Source organism: Hyphomicrobium nitrativorans NL23, from assembly GCF_000503895.1.
Classification (GTDB): Bacteria; Pseudomonadota; Alphaproteobacteria; order Rhizobiales; family Hyphomicrobiaceae; genus Hyphomicrobium_C; species Hyphomicrobium_C nitrativorans.
In genome coordinates, this window is sequence record NC_022997.1 from 3,116,486 (window position 1) to 3,140,778 (window position 24,293).

Consider the following 24,293-nt stretch of genomic DNA (forward strand, 5'->3'; position numbering starts at 1 on the left):
TAGAAGCGCGGGACTTCACGGTCCCGCGCTTCTTTTTTTGAGGGGATGAATTCAGGCGCGATGCCAGCCGGCCAGGCCGGATACGAGATCGGCGCCTTCCGGCACGTCGATGGCGATCTCGAAACGGCGGTCAGGCAGCGCCACCGGCTCCGGCACGCCATTGCGATCGCGTAGCAGCACCGAGATCCGCACCACGAGATCCTGAACGCCCGCCGCCTGAGGCGTCACGAGCCACGTCCACCGGCCAACGGTTGCCGGATCTCGTCCCGCCTGCGCGTGCTTTGCGATGACGAACTGCGTCCGCTCCGACTGGCGCTCGATCTCGAACACATCCGTGTGGCCGTAGAGGCTGACCGAAAGCGTTTCGATGCTTTGGCGGCGCAGGGCCTGATGTCCGGTGGTTGCCGCGTCCGCAGGAAACAGCCCCGCCAGATGCGGGCGGTTCAGCGCGATCTCGACCGTGATCGGCTCGCCCAGCCACATCGCCTCCGGGATGCGCCAAACGAGGAGCCCATCGTCGACGGCACGCGAGAGGTCGGCAGCCGTTACGGCCGGTCGCTGATCGCGCTGCGGGTTGAGCGCGTTGTGAAGCTCGGCGGCGCGCGATGGCTTTGCGGGCTCCTCCAGCGATGGTGCCGAAACTTCCGGTTCGGGAAACGTCGGCGCGACCTCGGGCAGATCGAAGAGCGGGCGCGCCTTCACGGCGGCATGGGATTCGAACACGGGCGGGATTGCCGCGTGCGCATGGGATGACGCTGCGGGGTACGTCGGCGCGGGGGCCGACGAGGCTTGGAACGACGGGACTTGAGGCGACGAGACGGGCCGCGACGGTTGCGTTCGCTCGTGAGGGCCAGACAGCTCCGTCGCCGGTGCAAGCTTCGGCTCGCTGGCCTGGATCACGGCCGCAGTCTGAAACACCGCCGGTGTCTCTTTCGGCGGAAGCTCCACCGCGCGCTGCGGGACCGGAGCGGGCACCGTTGCCGCTGCCGGCTGGGGCGGCTTCGGCTTTTCCTTGCGCTCGAAATGCACGGGAGGCGAGGCCGCCATTTCGCGGCGCGAGGTCGCCGCCGTGCTCAGACGCGCGACCAGGCGCGCGATGCCATCCACGTCGCGCGGGGCGAACATGTTGAGCTTGCGGAACTGCAACGGGACACGGGTCTTGTCGACCTCCTCGGCGCGCACGGGCGCGAGCAGGTTCAATGGCAGCGCTTCGCGGGCGACGGCTTCCAGGCCCGCGCTCTGGGCCGAGACTTCTGTCCATATGACGACGACGGCTTCGAACTGGCGCAGGCGCTGAGAACGGTCGGCACGCGGCGTGTCGGGCTCGCCGTCGAAGGAGACAAAATGGCCGCGCCCCATCAGCGCCGCACCGAGTTCGCGCGCCGTGCTCCCGTCTTTCGGCACATGACAGATGAGGATGCGCGCCATGACCTGCCCTAGGGTAATTCGCTCAGCGTCGTCCCGTTACCGATTTGACGATGATGTTCTTGATCGTGGTGGCAATGGTCCGCGAAATGGAACGCTGCAGATCCTTGCCGATCATTTCGCCCATGCCCTGTCGGCGACGTCCGCCCTTTTGCGGGGTGCTGCCCCCGCCGAATACGACGTCGCTCCATCCGCCGCCGCTGTCCGCTCCGGCTTCCTCGGTGGTTTTCGCCGCGCGCCGGGCAAGGATCTCGTGGGCGCTGTCGCTGTCGATCACTTGCTCGTATTTCCCGTAGACGGGGCTGTATTCGATCACGCTCAGGCGCTCGTTCTCGGACACCGGACCGAGACGGCCTTCAGGCGGGCGGATCAGCGTCCGCTGGACGATGGATGGCTCGCCCTTGTTCTCCAGCATCGAGACGAGCGCTTCGCCGACCTTGAGTTCCAGAATGACCCGCTCGGTGTCGAGGTCGGGGTTCTTGCGGAATGTGGTGGCGGCCGCTCTCACGGCCCGCTGCTCGCGCGGCGTGAACGCGCGGAGCGCGTGCTGCACGCGGTTGCCGAGCTGCGCGGAGACGGTATCGGGCACGTCGAGCGGGCTCTGCGTGATGAAATAGACGCCGACGCCCTTCGAGCGGATCAGGCGCGCGATCTGCTCGATGCGCTCCATCAGCGCCTTCGGCGCTTCGTCGAAGAGAAGATGAGCTTCGTCGAAGAAGAACACGAGCTTCGGCTTCGGCACGTCGCCGACTTCGGGCAACGTCAGCCAGAGGCGGGTCAGCATCCAAAGCAGGAACGTGGTGTAGAGGCGCGGCCGTTCCATCAGCTTGTCGGCGGCGAGGATCGAGATCACGCCGCGGCCGTCTGGGGCGACGCGCATGAGGTCGGCGATGTCGAGCGAGGGCTCGCCGAAGAACTGGTCGGCGCCCTGTTCTTCCAGCACCAGAAGGCGGCGCTGGATCGCGCCCACCGACGCCGTCGCCACGTTGCCATACTGCATCGAAAGCTCTTTCGAGCGCTCGGCGATGTTGGCGATCATCGCGCGCAGATCCTTGAGATCGAGGATCGGGATCTGCTCGTCGGCGGCGACGCGGAAGGCGATGTTGAGCACGCCTTCCTGCACCTCGTTAAGCTCCAGCATACGCGCAAGCAGAAGCGGGCCCATGTCGAGCACGGTCGCGCGCACAGGATGGCCCTGCTCACCGAACACGTCCCAGAAGATGGTCGGGAAGGCGCGCTGCCGATAGTCGGCGCCGAGATCGACCTCGGTCGCGCGCTTGGTCAGGAAGTCCTTCGGTTCGCCGACCGCGGCGATACCCGAAAGATCGCCCTTGATGTCGGCTGCGAAGACGGGGACACCAGCGTTCGAAAAGCCCTCTGCCAGCCCCTGCAAAGTGACCGTCTTGCCGGTACCCGTCGCGCCCGTGACGAGCCCGTGCCGGTTCGCGAAGCGAAGTTCGAGGTATTCGGGCTTCGTGCTTTTTCCGAGGAAGATCCTATCGTCCGCCAAAACCGACTGGGTCATTCCGCTCTCCGACTTAGCATTCGTCCCAGGACGTCCTGATGGGCACGGAGGGACGCCGTCCTTCCAACCCGCAGAAATCCGACGGGCCCGCTCAATTCACGCGACTCGGTCAATCGGGGCCTCCAGCCGGTCTTTGCATGGGTCAGCCCCCATTGCAAATTCAGTTGCATGCGCCCCTCCGTGAAGCTGGGGAAACATTGATTTCACCGCAAGATGAAGGGCCTGGGAGTCGCTTACGGGCCTGTGTCCACACAGTGTCGCCCAACTGTCGCATGGAGCGATTTCCACGTGCGCACCCCGCCTATTTTCCCTATAGAGCAAGCTCAAGTGCGGGCGCAGGCGCGCCAAATAATAATGTGATCCATGCAAAGGGGTTGGAAGTAACGATGACGGCCGCCGGAAGCTCCCGTGACGGTGCTCTCACGCCGCTCGCCTCGGATTTCGAGCGTGCGACGCGCGAGCAGTGGCTCACGCTCGTCGACAAAGCGATCAAGGGCGCGGATTTCGAGAAACGTCTCGTCACGCGCACCGCCGACGGCATCCGCGTCGAGCCGCTCTACACGCGCGAGGGCGCATCGCCCGCGCTTCAGGACGCGGTTCCCGGGCAGGCTCCCTTCACGCGGGGCGCACGCTCCAGCGTGGACGGGCTCGGCTGGGAGATCCGCCAACGCATCGCGGCCACGGAGCCCGCTCGCGCCAACACCGAGATCATGACGGAACTCGACGGCGGCACCAACGGAATCCTGCTCGAAATCGAAGCGCCGGGTCAGGCCGGTGTGCGTATCGCGAGCGCCGCCGACATGGCCGCGGCGCTCCGGGGCATGCGGCTCGACATGGCGCCCGTCGAACTCAACGCCGGTCTTGGAGCCTCCGACGCCGCCCGGCACTTCCTCGCCGCGCTGCCGACGCTCGGCATTCCTGCCGCCGAGACGCGCGTGTTCCTCGGGCTCGATCCGATCGGCGCGATGGCGCGCTTCGGCCAGCTCCCGCTCCCCATCGAGAAGGCGCTTGCCGAGACGATGGCCCTCGCGGGCGACGCGCGGACGGCGATCCCTCTGGCACGGACGGTGCGCGTGGATGCGGCCCTCTATCACGAAGCCGGTGCGACGGACGCGTTCGAGCTTGCGCTGCTCGGCGCAACGCTGATCGCGTATCTGCGCACGTTCGAAGCGGCAGGCGTCGCGCCGTCCGAGGCTCTTGCCCAGATCTCGTTCGTGGTCGCGGCCGACACCAATCAGTTCCAGACGCTCGCGAAAGTGCGCGCGGCACGCCGCATCATCTGGCGCATCGCGGACGCCGCAGGTGCGGGCGACGATGCGCGCAATCTGCATATCTCAGCGCGCGCCTCCATGCGCGTGCTCGCCAAGCGCGACCCGTGGACCAACATGCTGCGCTCGACGCTGTGCTGCGCGGGGGCGGCGCTCGGCGGCGCCGACGCGATCACGGTGCTGCCGTTCACGGCGGCCCTTGGCGCACCGGACGATTTCTCGCGCCGCGCGGCCCGCAACATCCAGATCGTGTTGCAGGAAGAATCCTGGCTCGGCCGCGTGGTCGATCCGATGGGCGGGGCCTGGTACATCGAAAACCTCACCGACGAAGTGGCGAAGGTGGCCTGGGGCTTCCTGCAGGACATCGAAGCCATGGGCGGCGTGATCGCGGCGCTCGATCAAGGCTTCGTGCAGGACAAGACGACGGCGGACGCGGGCCTGCGCGCCAAGGCCATCGCCACCGGCCGCGAGGATCTGACGGGCGTCTCGGCGTTCCCGCTGCTCGGCGACGACGGCGTGAAATATCAACCGCACGCGCCGGTTCCGCCGCTCGCGGGCGCTCAGATCGTGCGCCCGCTGACGCCGCACCGGCTCGCCGAGCCGTTCGAGGCGCTGCGCGATGCGGCCGACGCCTTCATCGCGCGGACAGGCAACGAACCCGTCGTGTTTTTGGCCAGCATCGGCGCCGTGATCGACCACACCGCGCGCTCGACGTGGGTCAAGAATTACCTGGCGGCAGGCGGCATCAAGGCGTTGACGAGCGACGGCTACGCGACGCCGGACGCCGCGGCAGACGCCTTCAAGGCATCCGGCGCGGCGCTCGCGTGCATCTGTTCCTCGGACGCGCTCAACGAGCTTCACGCCGCGGCAACGGCCACTGCGCTCAAGCAGGCTGGCGCGGGCTTCGTGCTGATGGCAGGGCGGCCTGGCGACCGGGAAGCCGCGCTGCGGGAGGCCGGCGTCGACCAGTTCCTGTTCGCGGGCGCCGATGCGGTGGCCGCCCTTAAGGGGCTTCAGGAAAGACTCGGAATTTCGTAAGCTTGTCCGGCGTCGGCCGGATCTCATCCATTCAAGCGGGTCTACGATGGCAGACCCGCAAGGCACTCAATTCAGGGCTTGGGCGTTAGGCATGACCACGATCCCGGATTTCACCAAGATCTCGTTCGAGGATACGCGGACGGCGAACGGCGTCGGCGCGAGCGCCGCTCCGGCCACCGCCGACGACGTCTTCACGACGCCGGAAGGCATTCCCGTGAAGCCGGTCTACACGGATGCCGACACGGCGGGGCTCGACTTCCTCGACACGTGGCCCGGCATCGCGCCTTACCTTCGCGGCCCCTACCCCACGATGTACGTCGCGCAGCCGTGGACCATCCGCCAGTATGCGGGCTTCTCGACGGCGGAAGATTCCAACGCGTTCTACCGGCGCAACATCGCGGCCGGCCAGAAGGGCCTTTCGGTCGCGTTCGATCTCGCGACGCACCGCGGCTACGATTCCGATCATCCGCGCGTGCGGGGCGACGTCGGCATGGCCGGGGTCGCCATCGATTCCATCTACGACATGCGCACGCTCTTCGACAGCATCCCGCTGCAAGAAATGACCGTGTCGATGACGATGAACGGCGCGGTGCTGCCCATTCTCGCGCTCTTCATCGTGGCGGGCGAGGAGCAGGGCGTGCCGGCCGCGAAGCTCGCGGGCACCATCCAGAACGACATCCTCAAAGAATTCATGGTGCGCAACACCTACATCTATCCGCCCGAACCTTCGATGCGGATCGTGTCGGACATCTTCGCCTACACCTCGGCCAACATGCCGAAGTTCAACTCGATCTCGATCTCCGGCTATCACATGCAGGAAGCGGGCGCGACGGCGGACCTCGAACTCGGCTACACCATCGCGGACGGCATCGAGTATGCGCGCGCGGGCGTGGCTGGCGGCCTCGACATCGACAAGTTCGCGCCGCGCCTCTCGTTCTTCTGGGCGATCGGCATGAACTACTTCATGGAGATCGCGAAGATGCGCGCGGCGCGTCTTCTCTGGGCGGATCTCATCAAGCGCGAATTCGCGCCGAAGGACGTGCGCTCGCTGTCGCTGCGCACGCACAGCCAGACCTCGGGCTGGAGCCTCACGGCGCAGGACATCTTCAACAACGCGACACGCACCTGCATCGAGGCCATGGCGGCGACGCAGGGGCATACGCAGAGCCTTCACACTAACGGCATCGACGAAGCCATCGCGCTGCCGACCGACTTCTCGGCGCGCATCGCGCGCAACACGCAGCTTCTCTTGCAGCAGGAAAGCGGCACGACGCGGCCCATCGACCCGTGGGGCGGCAGCCACTTCATCGAGCGCCTCACGTACGAGCTTGCGCTCAAGGCGAAAGCGCACATCGACGAAGTCGAGAAGCTCGGCGGCATGGCGAAGGCCATCGCGGCGGGCATTCCGAAGATCCGCATCGAGGAAGCGGCGGCCCGCACGCAGGCGCGCATCGACAGCGGGCGGCAGACCATCGTGGGCATCAACAAACTGCGGGTGAAGGACGATCTCGAAATCAACTTCCTCAAGGTCGACAACGCGGCCGTGCGCGAGCAGCAGATCGCCAAGCTCAAGCGGCTGCGCGCCGAACGCAACGAGGAGCAGACGCAGGCCGCCCTCAACGCGCTCACCGAAGGCGCCAAGGGCGACGCCAACCTGCTCGACCTCTGCGTGAAGGCCGCGCGCGCGATGGCGACCGTCGGCGAGATGTCGGAAGCGATGGAAAAAGTCTTCACGCGGCACCGCGCCGAGGTCCGCGCGATCTCGGGCGTTTACAGATCGGAGGCGGGCGCCATGAACGACGACGTCGGAACCGTGATTCAGATGGCGGCCGAGTTCGAGAAGACGGACGGGCGGCGTCCGCGCATCCTGATCGCGAAGATGGGCCAGGACGGGCACGACCGCGGGCAGAAGGTGATCGCATCGGCGTTTGCCGACCTCGGCTTCGACGTCGACATCGGGCCGCTGTTCGCAACGCCGGACGAGGCCGCACGCCAGGCAGTCGAGAACGACGTGCACGTGATCGGCGTCTCGACGATGACGGCGGGCCATCTCACGCTGGTGCCGGACCTCAAGGCGTCGCTCGCCAAGGACGGCCGCGAGGACATCATGGTCGTCGTCGGCGGCGTGATCCCGCCGCATGACTACGAGGCGCTCTATTCGGCGGGCGCGGAAGCGATCTTCGGCCCCGGCACGAACATTCCGAAGGCGGCCGCCGACCTGATCGACAAGCTCAATCAGAAGTACGGGTACACGAAGGCGGCTGCGGAGTAGTTGCCTGCCGCATTTCGCCCGCCTGCGTCGTTGCCAATCCGGAGCATCCCTTCGCCACGACGATGTCATGACGGGAGCATGACACTTGAAATCCGCGATGCTGCAAATCCGCGATGCTGGGGCCTGGGTCTTTCGTGCGGGTAGCAATCTCCTGGCGTGGCGATTAACTCCGGGGTAGGCAGAAGACAGCCGAACGGGGAGACACGCACATGAAAGCCATCAAACTTGCGCGGCCGGCGAGCCTCGATACGTTCGAGGTGGCGGAGATCGGCGATCCGGGCGCGCCGGGGCCGGGGCAGATCCGCGTTCGGCTTCATGCGAATTCGCTGAACTATCACGACTACGCGGTCGCAGTCGGCGCGATCCCGACCGAAGGCGGGCGCATCCCGATGTCGGATGGCGCGGGCGTGGTCGAGGCGGTCGGCGACGGCGTGGCCGAGTTCGCGGAAGGCGACAACGTCGTGTCGGTGTTTTTTCCCTACTGGCAGAATGGGGAGCCTCCGCACGGCAACTTCTCTCACGTGCCGGGCGACGGCCTCGACGGCTATGCCCGGGAAGCTATCGTGACCCCGCAGACGTGGTTCACACGCGCACCGAAGGGCTGGAGCCACGTCGAAGCCGCCACGCTTCCGTGCGCGGCGCTGACGGCGTGGCGCGCGCTTGTCGTGGAAGGCGGGCTCAAAGCCGGCGATAGCGTGCTGATCCTCGGCACGGGCGGCGTCGCGATCTTCGCGTTGCAGATGGCGAAAGCGATGGGCGCAATCGCCATCGTCACCTCGTCGTCGGATGCGAAACTCGAACGCGCCCGAGAGATGGGCGCGGACTTCACCGTCAATTACAAGACCGATCCCGACTGGGGCGATACGGTGCGGACGTGGACCGGCAAACGCGGCGTCGATCATGTGCTCGAAATCGGCGGGCCGGGCACGCTTGCGCAGTCGATCACGGCGGCGCGGATCGGCGGGCACATCTCGCTGATCGGCATCCTGACCGGCATCAAGGGCGAGGTGCCGACGCTCGCCATGATGGCCAAGCAGATCAAGCTCAAGGGCATCATCGTCGGGAGCCGCGCACATCAGGCCGAGATGATCCGCGGGCTGGAAGCGACGGGCATCCGCCCCGTGATCGACAGGACGTTCCCGCTCGCGAACCTTGCGGATGCCTTCCGCTACGAGGAAACCGGACAGCACTTCGGCAAGATCTGCATCGAGATGTAAGGCGGCCCATGAAACTTCTGTCGCTGCCGCTCATCGACGCGATTGCGCTTGCGAGCTTTCTTTTCTGCTGGCTGGGCTACGGCGTGACCGCGCGGTGGCTTGGCCGGCGCAGGCCGAGCCTCATCTCGTCGGTCAACGTGTTCCGCGCGCGCTGGATGCGGCGCATCTTCGAGCGCGATTCGCACATCGCGGATGCCGCGTTGCTCGGAAACCTGCTGCGGGGGGCGTTGTTCTTCGCCTCCACCACGGTGTTCATCCTCGGCGGTCTCATCGCGCTTCTGCCCGCGTTGGGACACGTCGTCTCGCATCTTCCCTATTCGTCGTCGGCCGATCCCTGGGTGCTGGAACTCAAGGCGCTCGTGCTGATCGCCGCGTTCGTCTACGCATTCTTCAAGTTCACGTGGTCGGCGTGGCAGTACAATGTTCTCTCGATCATCGTGGGCGCGGCGCCGACTGCGGTGGAAACAAATACAGCGGACTTCACACGCTACGTCGATAACGCCGCGCACATCGCCACCATGGCGGGCGACAGCTACAACAACGGCATCCGCGCCTACTACTTCGCGATCGCGCTTTTCGCGTGGTTTATCGATCCGCTGGTGCTGCTCGCCGTGACGCTGATCGTGACGTTCGTGCTGTATCGGCGCGAGTTCGCATCGCCCATGCTGGGGAGCCTGCAGCGCGTCACGGATATCAAGTAGTCCGCACAAGAAACGCCGCGAAGCAGGGCTTCGCGGCGTTATTTTTACTTGTGATGGAGAGGCGGCGCCTCAGTCGTCTTTCTTGCGCGGCACGCTCGGCACGGCGCCGCCGGAGCGCGGGCTGCGCTCCTTCTTCTCCTTCGGGCCGGGAAGCGCCTTGCGCGGCGGCGTCGCCTCCACAAGGGCCGCCTCCTCGGTGCCCTCGTCGTCGTCCTCGTCCTCTTCGCGCGAGCGCGTCTTCTTCGAAGGATCGGCCGGGACGATCTCGAACGTGAGACCGCTCTCCTCGCCCTTGCCCTGCACCAGCACCTTGACCGTGCCGCCGTTTTCGAGCCTGCCGAACAGCAGCTCGTCGGCCAGCGGTTTCTTGATGTGCTCCTGGATGACGCGTGCGAGCGGCCGGGCGCCGAACTTGTCGTCGTAGCCCTTCTCGACGATCCACTTCTGCGCGCCTTCCGACAGCTCGATCATCACACCGCGGTCTGCAAGCTGGGCTTCGAGCTGGAAGATGAACTTCTCGACCACCATCGAGATGACTTCCGGCGGAAGTCCCGAGAACGGGATTACCGCGTCGAGGCGGTTGCGGAACTCGGGGGTGAACAGCCGGTTCACGGCCTCCGTATCCTCGCCCTCGCGCTTCTCGCGGTTGAAGCCCATAGGCGGGCGCGCCATGTCGCTCGCGCCCGCGTTCGTCGTCATGATGAGGATGACGTTGCGGAAATCGACCGACTTGCCGTTGTGATCGGTGAGCTTGCCGTGGTCCATCACCTGCAGGAGGATGTTGAACAGATCCGGGTGCGCCTTCTCGATCTCGTCGAGCAAAAGCACGCAGTGGGGATGCTGATCCACGCCGTCCGTCAGGAGACCGCCCTGGTCGAAGCCGACGTAGCCCGGAGGCGCGCCGATGAGACGCGAGACGGTGTGCTTCTCCATGTATTCGGACATGTCGAAGCGCAACAGCTCCACGCCCATGAGAGACGCAAGTTGTTTGGCGACCTCGGTCTTGCCGACGCCGGTGGGGCCCGAGAACAGGTAGCTGCCAATCGGCTTCTCCGGCTCGCGCAGACCCGCACGCGCGAGCTTGATCGCAGCCGAGAGGGCGACGATCGCCTTGTCCTGGCCGAACACGAGGCGCTTCAGATCCTTTTCGAGGTTCACGAGAACCTCGGCGTCGGATTTCGTCACCGTCTTCGGCGGGATGCGGGCCATCGTGGCGACGGTCGCTTCCACCTCTTTCACGGTGATCTTCTTCTTGCGCTTGCCTTCCGGCACCAGCATCTGCGAGGCGCCAGTCTCGTCGATCACGTCGATCGCCTTGTCCGGCAGCTTGCGGTCGTGGATGTACTTCGCCGAAAGCTCCACCGCCGCCTTGATGGCTTCGCCCGTGTACTTGAGCTTGTGGAACTCCTCGAAGTAGGGCTTGAGGCCCTTCAGGATCGCAATCGAATCCTCGACCGTCGGCTCCTTCACGTCGATCTTCTGGAAGCGGCGGACGAGCGCGCGATCCTTCTCGAAGTGCTGGCGGTACTCCTTGTAGGTGGTCGAGCCGATGCAGCGCACGAGGCCCGACTGAAGCGCGGGCTTCAGAAGGTTCGATGCGTCCATCGCCCCGCCAGACGTTGCGCCCGCGCCGATCACGGTGTGGATCTCGTCGATGAAGAGGATGGCGCCAGGATAGTTCTCCACCTCCTTCATCACCGCCTTGAGCCGCTCCTCGAAGTCGCCGCGGTAGCGCGTGCCTGCGAGAAGCGCGCCCATGTCGAGCGCGAAGATGGTGGCGTCCTTGAGTACCTCGGGCACTTCGTTGCGCAAGATCTTGCGCGCGAGGCCCTCGGCGATGGCGGTTTTGCCGACGCCGGGATCGCCGACGAGCAGCGGATTGTTCTTCTGCCGGCGGCAGAGCACCTGGATGGTGCGCAGCACCTCCTGCTCGCGTCCGATCAAGGGATCGATGCGGCCGTCGCGCGCCTTTTTGTTGAGGTTGACGCAATAGGTGTTGAGCGCATCCTGGCCGGGCTTCTTCTCCTCGCCCGCCTCGCTCGCCTGCTCGTCGTCAGAGCCACGAACACCGCGCGGCTCGGAGAGACCTGCACGCTTCGCGATGCCGTGGCTGATGTACTGCACGGCGTCGAAGCGCGTCATATCCTGCTCCTGCAGGAAGAATGCGGCGTGGCTTTCGCGCTCGGCAAAGATCGCGACGAGCACGTTGGCGCCCGTCACCTCTTCGCGGCCCGACGACTGCACGTGGACGACCGCGCGGTGGATGACGCGCTGGAAGCCCGTGGTAGGCTGCGCTTCCGCCGCGCCTTTGTGCACGAGGCTGCCGAGTTCGGTATCGAGATACTCACCGACACGCGCGCGCAATTGATCGAGATCCACATTGCAGGCCCGCATCACGGCGGCCGCATCGCGGTCGTCGATCAGCGCCGCAAGCAGATGCTCCAGCGTTGCGAACTCGTGATTGCGCTCGTTGGCGAACTCAAGCGCGCGGTGGAGCGAGGCTTCAAGTGACTTCGAGAAGGATGGCACGTTCGACCTACTCTTTCTCCATGGTGCATTGCAGAGGATGGCCGTGCTGGCGGGAGAAGTCCATAACCTGCGTGACCTTCGTCTCGGCGACCTCGTAGGTGTACACGCCACAGATGCCCACGCCTTTGTGGTGCACGTGCAGCATGATCCGCGTCGCCTCCTCGCGGCCCTTGCTGAAGTATTTTTCCAGCACGAGGACCACGAATTCCATCGGGGTGTAATCGTCGTTGAGAAGAAGCACCTTGTAGAGAGAAGGCTTCTTCGTCTTAGGGCGTGTCTTGGTCACGAGGCCTGTTTTGCCCTCGTCCCCGCCCTGATCCCGTCCGGCGCCGTTCTTGCCCGCCATTTCAGGCCCGGCAGACCCAAACGCCGCAAATCTCAGTTGTCGTGTCATCATGCCCGTTGTCAATCGCGTCTGCGCCGCCGAAGCGGCGCCACTCCCGTCTACTGTTACGCACCTGGCTTGCGCCAGCAATGCCCACCTTTCGGACGGCGCAGCCGTCCAGAGCGGAGGCAGTGCGAGTTGATCAGACCATTCGGGCAGAATGTTAAGTGGGGTGTCTTAGCCCGAGAAAAAGGGGCCCGAGAAAAGGGCGGAACGAAAAAGGCCCGGGCTTTCGCCTCGGACCTTTCTTCCCTCGTGTATCGGTGCGGCGCGAGACGCCCCTGCGGCTATCTGCCCGCGTTCTGGAACGCTTTCTCGACGGGCTTGTACGCATCCTTCGCGAGATCGGAATAGAGGGCACCGACCTTGTTGAGCTGATGGATGTAGTCCTCGTAGGCACGCTTGGCGTAGCCGGACTGAATCTCGAATGCCTGCTCGACCGATTTGGCCGACAGCAGCTTCTCGAAAGTTGCCGTGCCATCTTCAAAGGCGCGCTTCGAATAGTCGTTGAACTCGGCGGCGATGGCCTGCCACCCCTTGCTCCAATCGCCGAGCAACTTCACCGCGGTGTCGACGTTGGTCTGGCCGAGCTTCTGAAATTCCTGGAAATTGTTGATCATTTGGGATGCCTGCTGCTTGATCGAGAGATGAACCCGCACTGGTCCGGCACCGAAATGCCTGAACAAAACCTAGGCGCACTGCAGCATTTTTTCAAGCGTATTATTGCGTCGCAGCATAATCTGCCGTCAGTCATTCGTTAACGCAATTGCAGGACCCGGAGGCTAGGTTGCCCACAAGAGGGTTGCCGACGCCCATCCCGACAGCGTCGCGGCCCCAAAGTGGCCCAGAAGTGTCGGCATTACAGCGCGGTTCAGCTATGGTTTACGGCGCGGGAGCGGGCGGGATAGAGCCGGGCCGGCATCCGGTTCCGGCTTTTCGGCGACGGACGCGAACGAAGGGGGGATCCTTGGCGGATGCCGTAACACGTTGGGTGATCGCCCTGATGGCGGCCGTGCTTTTTGCGCTGCCCGCCGTTCAAGCGGTGCACGCTCAGCAGGCCTCGACCTCCAAACAGGCGTCCACGAAAAAAAAGCCAAGCAGGCAAAAAAGCAGCCGGCCAAGAAGGCACCGCCGCCCAAGCAGTCGTCGATGATCATCGATGGCAATACCGGCGCCGTGCTGCACGACGACGCGGCCGACGAACCACGCTTTCCGGCATCGCTCACCAAGGTGATGACGCTCTACATGCTCTTCAGCGAGATCGAGCAGGGCCGTCTCAGTTTCTCATCCCGTATTACGGCGAGTGCGCGCGCTGCCGCCGCACCGCCATCGAAACTCGATCTGAAGCCCGGAGACACGATCACGGTCGCGGACGCCGTCAAGGCGCTGGTCGTGCGCTCGGCCAACGACGTGGCGGTGGCGGTCGCCGAACACATCGGCGGAAGCGAGCCGGCCTTCGCGCGCGCGATGACGCAACGCGCGCGCCAGATCGGCATGACGCAGACCGTGTTCCACAACGCATCCGGCCTGCCCGAACCGCGTCAGATCACGACGGCGCGCGATATGCTCACTCTGGCGTTGCGCATTCAGGACGACTTCCCGAAGCACTATCACTACTTCTCGACGTCCACGTTCACGTTCGGCGAGAAGACCTGGCGCTCGCACAATACGCTGATGCGCTCTTTCCCCGGCATGGACGGCATGAAGACGGGCTATATCCGCGCGTCGGGCTTCAATCTCGTATCGTCGGTGCGCACGGGGAACAAGCATATCGTGGGCGTCGTATTCGGCGGACAGACGGCGGCTGCGCGCAACGCACACATGCAGGGGCTTTTGTTTCGCGCACTCGAACGCGCATCGACCCAGCGCACGCGGAAAGGCTCGCAGCCGCTGATCGCGCGCAAGCGCCCCGCGCCTCAACCGGCCGCGCCGCAAGAGGTCGAAATGGCGTGGGCGACAGAATCGCGCGCCGCCCCGCCTCCGCCGCCTGCCGCCCGCGCGACGCCACCGCCGGTGAAAGCGGCCGCGAAGGCGCCTCCGAAGAAAGCCGCGTCGCGACCCGCTCAGCCACCGCCGCCCGATCGGATCGCGCAAGTTCTCGAACAAGGCGACGCACACGACAACAACAGCCCCGACGGCCATTACGGCGCACCTGAGTTCGATCTCTTCGCGCTTCGTGAAGCCATGTCGGATACGACGGATGGCGCACACCACGGGCAACCGGCTCCGCCGCCTGTCGCGCATGCTGCCGCGTCTCCGAGCGCGCGGGACATCGCGGGGCTCATCCGGAATTCACTGGTGGAGGGTGCACCTCAACCCCGCCCCGCGCCGCCGCAACAACAGGCGGCTGCTGCCGATGTCGCGCGGCCGCCGTCAACGCTCGATTCCCAGGCGCGCCAGCTCGGCATGGAAGTGGCCGCGCTCCCCGATCAGCAGTTCGCCGCGCGCCGCTCCGCCGCGGGTGGCTTCGATGTCCAGATCGGGGCGTATGTCAGCGCGGAGGAAGCTCAGCGGCGGATCGAGCAGGTGCGCGGGCGGACGGGCAATCTTCTCAGCAGCTATGCCGGGGCTACGATCCCGGTACAGACGGCAGACCAGCAGATATTCCGCGCGCGGTTCGTGAATTTCGACGAGCGGAGCGCGACCTCGGCGTGTCTCGAATTGCGCCGCATGGCTATCGATTGTCTCGTCATGCGGGCTGAATAGCCCGATCTCGCGGGTGCTCGCCTACACGCGGTCCAGCAACACATCCTTGGCTTCGTTCACCTGCGCCGCGAGGTAGGTCGAGCCTCCCCGATCGGGATGCAGCTTGAGCATCAGCTCGCGGTGGGCCCGGCGGATGTCTTCTTCCGTAGCGCCGGGCGACAAGCCGAGGATGTCGCAGGCTTCCTCCGGCGTCATGCGCCCGTCCCCGCCGCGCATTTCGCGCTCGCCGCGCTGCACGTCCTCCCGCCACGTCGGATGAATGCGATCCAGATAGGCCTCGATGAGCTGGGCCGACTGCGGATCGGCCATCCGGCAGTCCTGCCAGAGCAAGGCGGCCTCGGCCGGCTTCAGGCTTTCCAGATCGCGACCGGCGAACATGCCCTTGAGGACGCGGCCGCTCATGGCGCCGGTGTCATGGTCCAGCTCCATCGCCAGATATTCGGTGCGGACTTCGGAGCTTTGGCCAGGCGACTTGCGCGTCGGGCCGGACGGGCCGAGCACGCCGCCGCCCCAGCCGAGCAGCCAGGCACCCAACATGCCGAGCACGCTTGCCGCGCCTGCAGCCCCCCGGAGCAGCAGGATCGCTGCCGCCGCGAGCGCCAACGCCCCGCCTACAAGCTTGAGCTGGCGGGCGAGGACTGCGGGATTTGCACGCGTGAACCCCGAGATCGAAAGCAGCACCACAACGAGCGCCGCAAGGCCGAGCAGTAGAAACGTCATCAAATTCTCACGTCGGGGCGTCGTTGGTCTGTCCTGCGGATCAGGGCAGGACGACGACGCAGGTCAGGTGGGCGGATCATGACCGTCAACGGCGCATTTGTCTAAGGAGGCGGCGGGCGCCCGCGCCCCCGGGTTTGGCGAGCAGCGCATCGAGCGCCTTCTCGCCGCCTGCCGCATAGACAGCGACGGCTTTCAGCAGCTCACGCAGCTCGGCGGCCGAGCCGGGGCCGAAACGGCAGTGCGCGCCTTTGGTGAGGCGCGCGATCTCGGCGAAGGCGCGGGCCGCGTTCTCGTCGTGGCCTTCCTGAAACATGAAGGCCGGCACGCCAAGCAGCGCGAGCTCGCCTGCGCGCCCGGCCAAGTCGTCGATGGGTTCTTCCACCGCATCGCCCACATAGACCAATGCGCCGATCTTCGCCTTCTCGGATTCGCGCCGGGCGTGGGTGAGCACTTTGCCGATCTGGGTATAGCCGCCGTGGCAGGACACCTGCCGCATGAGGCTGGTGAGCGCGTCGGCGTTCGTCACCCATTTCGACGCGCGCGCCTCGCCCGCGCCACGGAAGTACATGAGTTGGACTTCGAGCGAGCCGATCTCTTTCACGGCCTGGAACATCTCCGACTGGAGCGCCAGCGCCATATCCCACGTCGGCGCGCGGCTCATCGTGGCGTCCATGGCGAAGAGGAGGCGGCCGCGACGTCCCGTGGTCTGGGCGGGCGCCATCGCCTTCACCTTGGCGATGAAGTCCGCAACGTCGCTCCTCGAAGAGCCGGCCGGGGTGGGGCCGGGGCGCGCGCCGTGGTCTGATCGGCCGCGATCTTGTCGGCCACCTTGCCGGGCGTTTTCGTCTCTCGGACCATGCGGGCTCCGTCAGGGGTTTCATTCCGCCCTAACATGGCGAGGAACGCGCCCGGCCACAATGTTTCACCGTCAGCTTTCGCCCTCGGCAGTGTCCGTCAGGAGGCGAACGTTGCCGCCGGTTGCGGTTACGTCGGTGGAGCGGACGCGCTCGGTCGCGAAGCGCGCGAGATAGTTCGGACCGCCCGCCTTGGGGCCCGTGCCCGACAATCCCTCACCCCCGAACGGCTGGACGCCCGGCACCGCGCCGATCTGGTTGCGGTTGACGTAGAGATTGCCGACGCGCGCGCGCTCGGCCACGAATTTCGCGGTGCTTTCGATGCGGCTGTGCAGGCCGAGCGTCAGGCCGTAGCCCGTGGCGTTCACCTCCTCGATCACCTTCGGCAGGTGTCCGCCTGCGAAGCGCACCACGTGGAGAATCGGGCCGAACACCTCGCGGTCGAGAACGCTCATGCGATCCATCTCGTAGACGGCGGGCGTAACGTAGGTTCCCGCGCGGCAGTGGTTCGGCAGGCGCACGTCGATCAATTCGCGGCCCTCGCGCTGCATCCGAACCTTGTGCGCTTCGAGTGCGTCCTGGGCCGCCTCGTCGATCACGGGGCCGACGTCGGTCGCATAGTCGAACGGGTCGCCGACATCGAGCGCCTCCGCCGCGCCCGTCAACATGCGGATCGTGTGGGAGGCAATCTCCTCCTGGACGAAGAGAACGCGCAGCGCCGAGCAGCGTTGGCCCGCGCTGTCGAAGGCCGAGCGCACCGCGTCGCGCACCACCTGCTCGGGCAGCGCGCTGCTGTCTGCGATCATCGCGTTGAGGCCGCCGGTCTCCGCAATCAGCGGCACGATCTCGGCCTTGCGGTCGGCGAGCGCCTTTTGAATGGCCCACGCGGCTTCGTTGCCGCCGGTGAACGCCACGCCCTTCACCTTCGGCGACTTGACGAGGGCTGCGCCGACAGCGCCGGTGCCGGTCAACAGATGCAGCACGTCCTTCGGCACGCCAGCCGAGTGAAGCAACTGGACCGCGAGCATGGCGGCGACCGGCGACTGCTCGGCGGGTTTGGCGAGCACCGGGTTCCCGGCGGCGAGGGCCGCTGCGATCTGGCCCACGAAGATCGCGAGCGGGAAGTTCCACGGCGCGATGCAGGCGAAGGGGCCGCGCCCGCGCAACTCAAGCTCGTTGGTTTCGCCCGTGGGACCCTTGAGGATGAGCGGCGCGCTCATGAGGCGGCGCGCTTCCACCGCGTAGTAGCGGAGAAGGTCGACGGTCTCGCGCACCTCGGCGAGAGCCGCCGGCAGAGTCTTCCCGGCTTCGCGCGCGAGCACCGCCATCAGGCGGGCCCTGTCGCGCTCCACGAGGTCGGCCGCGTAGTCGAGGATGCGTGCGCGTGCGGGGCCGCCTTGACGATCCCAGCCGTGCGCCGCGCGCTCGGCGCTTGCAAGCGCGGCCTCCACCTCGCGGGGCGTCGCGATACGCACGGACCCCAGGCGTTCGCGGCGGTCGTGCGGAGAGGTCAACAGCGCCGCTTGAGGGCCGCCAACGGATTCCAGCCCGTCGACGATGGGACCGGCATCGAAGGGCGCGGCGAGCGCGCGCTCCATGTCGGCTACGAGCCCCGCGCGCGCCGTGCGGTCGGTGAGCGCGACGCCTGCGGAATTCTTGCGCTCCGGCCAAAAGATGTCGCGGGGGCGGACAAGCGGCTTAACGGCCGTGGGACCGGCGCGCTCGCGTTCGGCCGTTTCGACGGGATCGTACACGATCTGCGCGATGGGCGCCTCGTCGTCGGCCAGGCGGTTCACGAACGAGGTGTTGGCGCCGTTCTCCAGCAGGCGGCGCACGAGATAAGACAGCAAATCCTCATGCTCGCCCACGGGCGCGTAGATGCGGCACGGATGGATGAGCTTTCCGGGGGCCGAGACTTCCTCGTAGATCGCCTCGCCCATGCCATGCAGGCGCTGGAACTCGAATGGCGTCTCGCTCGCGGCGACGATGGCGGATGCGATGGTGTGCGCGTTGTGGGTCGCAAACTGCGGATAGAACGACTTCGGATCCGAGAGCACGAGGCGCATGCACGCGAGATACGAGACATCCGTGTGGAGCTTGCGCGTCAGCACCGGGTAATCCGAGAGGCCGCGCTCCTGCGCCCATTTGATCTCGCTGTCCCAGTACGCGCCCTTGACGAGGCGGACCGGAATGCGCTTGCCGCCCATGTCGGCAAGGCGGCGCAGCCAGCGAATGACGGGAATGGCGCGCTTTCCGTACGCCTGGACGGCGATGCCGAGGCCGGTCCAGCGCGCGAGCGAAGGATCGAGATAGGCGCGCTGGAAGAGGTCGAGCATGACTTCCAGGCGATCCTGCTCTTCGGCATCGAGCGTGATGGCGAGGCCGTGCGATTCGGCGGCCTTCAGGAGCGCGATGAGGCGCGGATAAAGCTCGTCCGCAAGGCGGGCTTCCTTGCCGGCCTCGTAACGGGGATGGAGCGCCGAAAGCTTCACGGACAGGCCGGGGCGCGCGAGTAACGCATCCGGGTGCGAAAGCGGGTTTGGGCCTGCGGCTTCGCCCACCGCCTCGATGGCGGCCATGTAGCGGTCGAAGTAGCGCTCGGCGTCCTTGGCCGTCATCGCGGCCTCGCCCAGCATGTCGTAGGAGAAGCGGAAGCCGCGTGCCTCGTAAGGCGCGGAACGGCCGATCGCATCGTGGATCGAGCGGCCGAGGACGAACTGGTCGCCCAAGAGCTTCACGGCCTGGCGGACGGCCTGGCGGATGAAGGGCTCACCCGAGCGGGCGACGAGCCGCTTCAGGGCTTCCCACGGGTTCGCGCCCTGCGTATCGCCAAGCTTGACGAGGCGGCCCGTGAGCATCAGCCCCCAGGTCGACGCGTTGACGAGCAGGCTTTCGGAATGGCCGCGGTGGCGTTCCCAATGGCCGCCTGCGATTTTTTCGGCGATGAAGCGGTCCGCCGTGTCGGCGTCGGGGATGCGGAGCAGCGCTTCCGCGAGGCACATCAGGATGACGCCCTCCTCGCTCGACAGGCCGTACTCGCGCATGAAGGCGTCGATGCCACCGTGATTGGCGCGGCCGTCGCGGGCGGCCCCGACGAGGGCGCGCGCAAGTTCGGACGCGCGGCGGCGCTCGTCGCCGGTGAAGACGGCGCGCTCGATCAGGCCGCCGACGAGACGCGTCTCGTCGGTCAGGTGGTGAGCTGCGATTTCGTCGCGCGGCGGAACCTCGGCCGCGTCGGCGGCCGAGCCCGCGACCTCGGAATGTCTCAACGCAACCATAGGGTCCCCTCTTCTCGCCGAGAGCACACCTGATTCTCCGGGGCTTTGCACTGTGGACATGGCTGTTCGCTGTGGGTTCTACAACGGCGCCGCGGGGCGGCAGGCGTTCTCCCCGTTATCGGCCCCTTGACGGCGGGCGCCGGGCGGCCTCACTTCGCGCGCAGAGATGAGCCAAACTCGCCGCTGAGCCAGCACAGAGGTATTGCCCTTGAAGACCGTCCGGACGATCAGCGACTTGAGGGCCCAGGTGGCGCAATGGCGTGCGGGCGGAGACACCATTGCCCTGGTGCCGACCATGGGCGCGTTGCATGCCGGGCACATCGCGCTGGTGGCGGCGGCGCTGGCGCTCGCGGATCGAGCCGTGGTGTCGATTTTCGTCAATCCGACCCAGTTCGCGCCGCACGAGGACCTCGCCCGCTATCCGCGCGACGAAGCGGGCGACCTCGCGAAGCTCGCAGGGGCAGGGGCGCATCTCGTGTGGGCTCCCCCTGTTGCCGAAATCTACCCGGAGGGCTTTGCGACACGGCTCGAAGTCGGCGGGGCGGCGCTGCCGCTCGAAGGCGCGTTCCGGCCGCATCACTTCGGCGGCGTGGCGACGGTGGTGTGCAAGCTTCTGATGTCGGCGATGCCCGACATGGCCCTGTTCGGAGAGAAAGATTTCCAGCAACTCGCCGTGATCCGGCAGATGGCGCGCGACCTGGTGCTTCCGGTCTCGATCCGCAGCGTGCCGACCGTGCGCGAGCACGACGGCCTCGCCCTCTCCTCGCGCAACGCTTATCTCACCGAAGACGAGCGCTATATCGCGCCGATGCTCTACAAGGCGATCTCCGACGTGGCGCGCGGGCGCGATCCACGCGATGCGGCGAGTGCCCTTCTCGCGGCGGGCTTTGCGAAGGTCGATTACATCGAGGTGCGGGACGCGGAGACGCTTGCGCCATTCGTGCCCGGCAGCGGACGGCCCGGGCGCGTGCTGGCCGCCGCGTGGCTCGGCAAGACGCGGCTCATCGACAACGTGGCGTGTTAGACGGGCGGCGTCGCGTGCCGCTCAATCGGTTGTCGGCTTGCGCGTTGCGAGCCAGAGGCCGAAGGCGATGAGCGCGATGCCTGCGCCGTGGTAGAGGTGCACGCGCTCGCCGAGCAGAAGCACCGCGAGCACGATCCCGAACACGGGGATCAGATGCACGGTGAGACCGGCCAAGTTCGCCCCGAGGAGCGCGACCGTGCGGTTGAAGGCCATGTACGCGAACACGGACGCAAAAACCGCCACATACCCGAGCGCGGCCAGCGCATTCGTCGTGACCGGGAACGAGCCGACAAGGATCGTTTCGGCGACGTAAAACGGCAGCAGCAGCAGCGCGCCGAGCGCGAAGCTCGCGAACGCAAAGCTGAACCCGTGCACCGGCGGGCGCACGCGAAGAAGCGCCGTATAGACGGCGTAGCAAACGACGGCTGCGAGCATCCACAGATCGCCGCGCTTGAAATCCAGGTTCAGAAGCACGTCCGGATCGCCGTGGGAGATGAGGATCAGCGTGCCCGCAAACGAGGCGACGATGCCCGCGGCTTGGCGGCCCGTCACCGCCTCGCGGAAGATCAGAAACGTCGCCAGCACCACGACGATGGGCATCGCCGTCTGCAGCATCACGATGTTGATGGCCGTCGTCGTGTGGGCGGCAATGTACAGGAACGTATTGAAGATGCTGATGCCGAGCGTGGTCAGCAACAGCATGATCGGCCAGCGCTCGCGCATTTTGGGAAGATCGCGGGCGAGGTGCGGCCAGGCAATCGGCAGGACCACAAGCGCGGCCAACGTCCAGCGCCAAAAGGCGAGCCCGATCGGAGGCACGTCGGCCGTGACGCTGCGCGCGACGATGGCGTTGCCGGCCCAGAACAGGCCCGGCAAGAGCATCAAGACCCACGGATTGTCGCCCAAGGCGGCGAAGCCAGAGGCGCGCGGCGCCCCGGCGGGGTGTTGCTTGTCTTGCATGGTTCGATCTTCTCGATAGCCGGCCCTGCGGCCACATCCTTGATACCAGGATCAGCGGAAGGGGCCACCACGCGGCCGTTCTCCGCGACGTTTTGGCCTCGCCTTGTGCCGGGATCGCCGCCAAAAATCGTTCCGCTGTGGCTGCTTGGCACGTCCGGCTTGCCAATCCACAGGGCGGCGTGCCACCTGTGCGGCCACGCATGACCATTCGGGATTCGGGCTCCGCTCGCAATCGTTCCGCGTCGCGTCGCCGGGCCACGCTTTCATTGGCGAGGGAAGACGGCGCATGAGCCACTCGATCCGTGATCTCTTCTCGAACCTGACACAGAGCATGACCGAAAAGACAGCCCGCGCCCGCAAAATCAGCGACGGTGCCGAGACTTACACGGCCGCAGATATCGAAGTCCTGGAAGGGCTCGAACCCGTGCGGCGCCGTCCCGGCATGTACATCGGCGGCACCGACGAGAAGGCGCTGCACCACCTCTTCGCCGAGGTGATCGATAACTCGATGGACGAAGCGGTGGCGGGTCACGCCGACTGGATCGACGTGCGCTTCGACGCGGACGGCTATCTTTCCGTCGCCGATAACGGCCGCGGCATTCCCGTCGACCCGCATCCCAAGTTCAAGAACAAGAGCGCGCTCGAAGTCATCATGTGCACGCTGCACGCGGGCGGCAAGTTCGACGGTAAAGCGTACAACACGTCGGGCGGCCTGCATGGCGTCGGTGTCTCGGTCGTCAACGCGCTCTCCGATACGTGCGAGGTCGAGGTCGCGCGCGGCCAGCAGCTCTACCGCATGGTGTTCTCGCGCGGCGTACCGCAGACAAAGCTCGAAAAGCTCGGGCCGGTGATGAACCGGCGCGGCACGCGCGTGCGCTTCCACCCGGACGAGACCATTTTCGGCAAGGGGGCGCACTTCAAGCCCGCGCGGCTGTTCAAGATGGCGCGCTCGAAGGCTTATCTCTTCGGCGGCGTCGAGATCCGCTGGAGCTGCGATCCGTCGCTGATCAAGGACGATACGCCCGCCGAAGCCGTGTTTCGCTTCCCAGGCGGCCTCAAGGATTTTCTCGCCTCCGAGATCGGCGCGCAGACGCGCGTGGCGGGCGATATCTTTGCCGGAAATATCCAGCGCGAGGGCAAGCATGGCTCGGTCGAATGGGCTATCGCGTGGATCGCGGATGCCGACGGCTTCTCGCGCTCCTACTGCAATACGATCCCGACCGGCGAAGGCGGCACGCACGAGAACGGCCTGCGCTCGGCACTCTCGAAGAGCTTGCGGGAGTTCGGCGACCGAGTCGGAAACCGGCGGGCGGCGCAGATCACAGCCGACGACGTCATGGGGACCGCCGCGGCGATGCTCTCCGTTTTCATCCGCGAGCCGGAATTCCAGGGCCAGACCAAGGACAAACTCGCAACCGTCGAAGCTTCGCGCATCGTAGAGCAAGCGGTGAAGGATGCGTTCGACCATTGGCTTGCCGACAACCCGCAGCAGGCGACGAAGCTTCTCGAATGGGTCATCGAGCAGGCGGAAACGCGTCTGCGCCGCCGCCGCGAAAAGGAGATCGGACGCCAGTCGGCGACGCGCAGGCTGCGCCTCCCCGGCAAACTTGCGGACTGCTCCGTTCAACAGGCCGCGGGCACGGAAATCTTTATCGTCGAGGGCGACTCGGCCGGTGGCTCGGCCAAAAGCGCGCGCGTGCGCGAGACGCAGGCTGTTCTGCCGCTGCGCGGCAAGATCCTGAACGTGGCGAACGCCTCGTCAGCCAAGCTCGCGCAGAACCAGCTTCTCTCGGACCTCATCCAGGCGCTCGGCGTGGGGACGGGCAGCCGCTATCGCGATGACGATCTCCGCTACGAGCGCGTGATCGTGATGACGGACGCGGACGTGGACGGCGCGCACATCGCCTCGCTTCTGATCACGTTCTTCTATCAGGAGATGCCGGAGCTGATCGAGAACGGGCACCTCTTCCTCGCCGTTCCGCCGCTCTACAAGCTCACGCATGGCGCCAAGTCGTTTTACGCCACGACAGAGGCCCAGCGCGATGCCCTGATCAAGAGCGAGTTCGCGGCCAACGCCAAGGTGGAGATCAGCCGCTTCAAGGGCCTTGGCGAGATGAACGCCTCGCAGCTCAAAGAGACGACAATGGATCCCACGCGGCGGACGCTGCTGCGCGTCGAGATTGGCGACGGCGACAAGGGTGAGATTGCGGATGCGGTGAATGCGCTTATGGGGTCGAAGCCGGAAGCGCGCTTCCGCTTCATCCAGGACCGCGCCGCGTTCGCGACGGATCTCGATATCTAGACCATGATCGCTTCGGACCCTAGCCGCTCCGATCGGCGCGCCGCCTACCCGGCGCGGCGTGAATCGGCAGCGCGGAGAAAGTCCGAAGC

The 24,293-nt window shown here is 66.1% G+C and carries 16 protein-coding genes; 7 read left to right on the forward strand and 9 right to left on the reverse strand.

Annotation, left to right across the window (positions count from 1 at the left end):
• Positions 1-51: 51 nt before the first annotated feature.
• Together W911_RS14620 and W911_RS14625 are read right to left on the reverse strand one after the other, a co-directional pair.
• Positions 52-1,428: a hypothetical protein gene (locus W911_RS14620; protein WP_023788314.1), complete on the reverse strand. Its 1,377-nt coding sequence runs from the start codon at positions 1,426-1,428 to the stop codon at positions 52-54.
• A gap of 22 nt (positions 1,429-1,450) precedes the next feature.
• Positions 1,451-2,950: a helicase HerA-like domain-containing protein gene (locus tag W911_RS14625; protein WP_023788315.1), complete on the reverse strand. Its 1,500-nt coding sequence runs from the start codon at positions 2,948-2,950 to the stop codon at positions 1,451-1,453.
• 386 nt (positions 2,951-3,336) lie between these two features.
• Here W911_RS14625 and W911_RS14630 point away from each other — a divergent pair, with 386 nt between their 5' ends.
• The 4 genes from W911_RS14630 to W911_RS14645 all read left to right on the forward strand — a co-directional run bounded on the left by W911_RS14630 (position 3,337) and on the right by W911_RS14645 (position 9,446).
• Positions 3,337-5,256, forward strand: a complete 1,920-nt coding sequence (locus W911_RS14630; protein ID WP_023788316.1) for a methylmalonyl-CoA mutase family protein — start codon at positions 3,337-3,339, stop codon at positions 5,254-5,256.
• Between the two features lie 91 nt (positions 5,257-5,347).
• Positions 5,348-7,528 carry a methylmalonyl-CoA mutase gene (gene scpA / locus W911_RS14635; protein ID WP_023788317.1) on the forward strand — a complete coding sequence of 727 codons (2,181 nt, stop codon included), beginning with the start codon at positions 5,348-5,350 and terminating at the stop codon, positions 7,526-7,528.
• Between the two features lie 209 nt (positions 7,529-7,737).
• The gene (locus W911_RS14640) at positions 7,738-8,745 is read left to right on the forward strand and encodes a zinc-dependent alcohol dehydrogenase family protein (protein ID WP_023788318.1); all 1,008 of its coding nucleotides are present in this window, start codon (positions 7,738-7,740) and stop codon (positions 8,743-8,745) included.
• Positions 8,746-8,753: 8 nt separating this feature from the next.
• Positions 8,754-9,446, forward strand: a complete 693-nt coding sequence (locus tag W911_RS14645; RefSeq protein WP_023788319.1) for a DUF599 domain-containing protein — start codon at positions 8,754-8,756, stop codon at positions 9,444-9,446.
• Between the two features lie 69 nt (positions 9,447-9,515).
• On the opposite strand, the gene clpA is transcribed toward W911_RS14645, so the two are convergent.
• From clpA to W911_RS14660, 3 genes are all read right to left on the reverse strand, one after another.
• Complete coding sequence (clpA, locus tag W911_RS14650; protein ID WP_023788320.1) at positions 9,516-11,975, reverse strand: ATP-dependent Clp protease ATP-binding subunit ClpA; 2,460 nt, start codon at positions 11,973-11,975, stop codon at positions 9,516-9,518.
• Positions 11,976-11,982: 7 nt separating this feature from the next.
• A complete protein-coding gene (clpS, locus tag W911_RS14655) occupies positions 11,983-12,321 on the reverse strand; it encodes an ATP-dependent Clp protease adapter ClpS (protein WP_023788321.1) in 339 nt (112 codons plus the stop codon).
• Between the two features lie 326 nt (positions 12,322-12,647).
• A complete protein-coding gene (locus tag W911_RS14660; protein WP_341872096.1) occupies positions 12,648-13,019 on the reverse strand; it encodes a phasin family protein in 372 nt (123 codons plus the stop codon).
• Positions 13,020-13,509: 490 nt separating this feature from the next.
• On the opposite strand from W911_RS14660, the gene W911_RS14665 reads away from it, so the two are divergent.
• The gene (locus tag W911_RS14665; protein WP_144083623.1) at positions 13,510-15,066 is read left to right on the forward strand and encodes a D-alanyl-D-alanine carboxypeptidase; all 1,557 of its coding nucleotides are present in this window, start codon (positions 13,510-13,512) and stop codon (positions 15,064-15,066) included.
• A gap of 21 nt (positions 15,067-15,087) precedes the next feature.
• On the opposite strand, the gene W911_RS14670 is transcribed toward W911_RS14665, so the two are convergent.
• The 3 genes from W911_RS14670 to putA form a co-directional block, all read right to left on the reverse strand.
• Positions 15,088-15,786, reverse strand: a complete 699-nt coding sequence (locus tag W911_RS14670) for a DnaJ domain-containing protein (protein ID WP_023788324.1) — start codon at positions 15,784-15,786, stop codon at positions 15,088-15,090.
• 85 nt (positions 15,787-15,871) lie between these two features.
• The gene (locus W911_RS14675) at positions 15,872-16,525 is read right to left on the reverse strand and encodes a hypothetical protein (RefSeq protein WP_051388566.1); all 654 of its coding nucleotides are present in this window, start codon (positions 16,523-16,525) and stop codon (positions 15,872-15,874) included.
• Between the two features lie 189 nt (positions 16,526-16,714).
• Entirely contained in the window at positions 16,715-19,918 is a 3,204-nt protein-coding gene (putA, locus tag W911_RS14680) for a bifunctional proline dehydrogenase/L-glutamate gamma-semialdehyde dehydrogenase PutA (RefSeq protein WP_023788326.1), read from the reverse strand.
• 208 nt (positions 19,919-20,126) lie between these two features.
• Between putA and panC the strand changes: the two genes are divergently transcribed.
• Positions 20,127-20,942 carry a pantoate--beta-alanine ligase gene (gene panC / locus W911_RS14685; RefSeq protein WP_425277570.1) on the forward strand — a complete coding sequence of 272 codons (816 nt, stop codon included), beginning with the start codon at positions 20,127-20,129 and terminating at the stop codon, positions 20,940-20,942.
• Positions 20,943-20,963: 21 nt separating this feature from the next.
• Here panC and W911_RS14690 read toward each other — a convergent pair whose 3' ends face one another.
• Complete coding sequence (locus W911_RS14690; protein ID WP_023788328.1) at positions 20,964-21,902, reverse strand: DMT family transporter; 939 nt, start codon at positions 21,900-21,902, stop codon at positions 20,964-20,966.
• 286 nt (positions 21,903-22,188) lie between these two features.
• Here W911_RS14690 and parE point away from each other — a divergent pair, with 286 nt between their 5' ends.
• Positions 22,189-24,204, forward strand: a complete 2,016-nt coding sequence (gene parE, locus W911_RS14695) for a DNA topoisomerase IV subunit B (RefSeq protein WP_023788329.1) — start codon at positions 22,189-22,191, stop codon at positions 24,202-24,204.
• The last annotated feature ends 89 nt before the right edge of the window (positions 24,205-24,293 follow it).